Here is a 287-nt window from a genome sequence, read left to right on the forward strand (position 1 = left end):
GATTGATCTCGACAACTCTCATTTCCCTCATCAAATTCCTTTATAATTTGCTTCTTAGACCGTCCCAATGAAAGGTGCGTATATATTGTTCCAAGCAATTTAATATATTCCTTGACTCCTGCACCATCTGAACATAGATGAGATAATTTCACAACTAACATATCTGTTGTAGTGCCCCGTAATAATTTCATTTGAACCATAGGCCCCTGTATACGATCACCAGGTTCCTTAATAAAATCTATTGCCATTATTTCAAGTTCTTGATTATTTCCTTCTGCAAAAAAGCA

General features: G+C 35.5%; 1 pseudogene. It reads right to left on the minus strand.

The annotated features are described in order from the left end of the window. Positions 1–287, minus strand: a pseudogene (locus HFD78_RS29190) (hypothetical protein); the annotation flags it as partial.

The organism is Bacillus sp. EKM501B (assembly GCF_011800505.1).
Taxonomy (GTDB): domain Bacteria; phylum Bacillota; class Bacilli; order Bacillales; family Bacillaceae_G; genus Bacillus_A; species Bacillus_A cereus.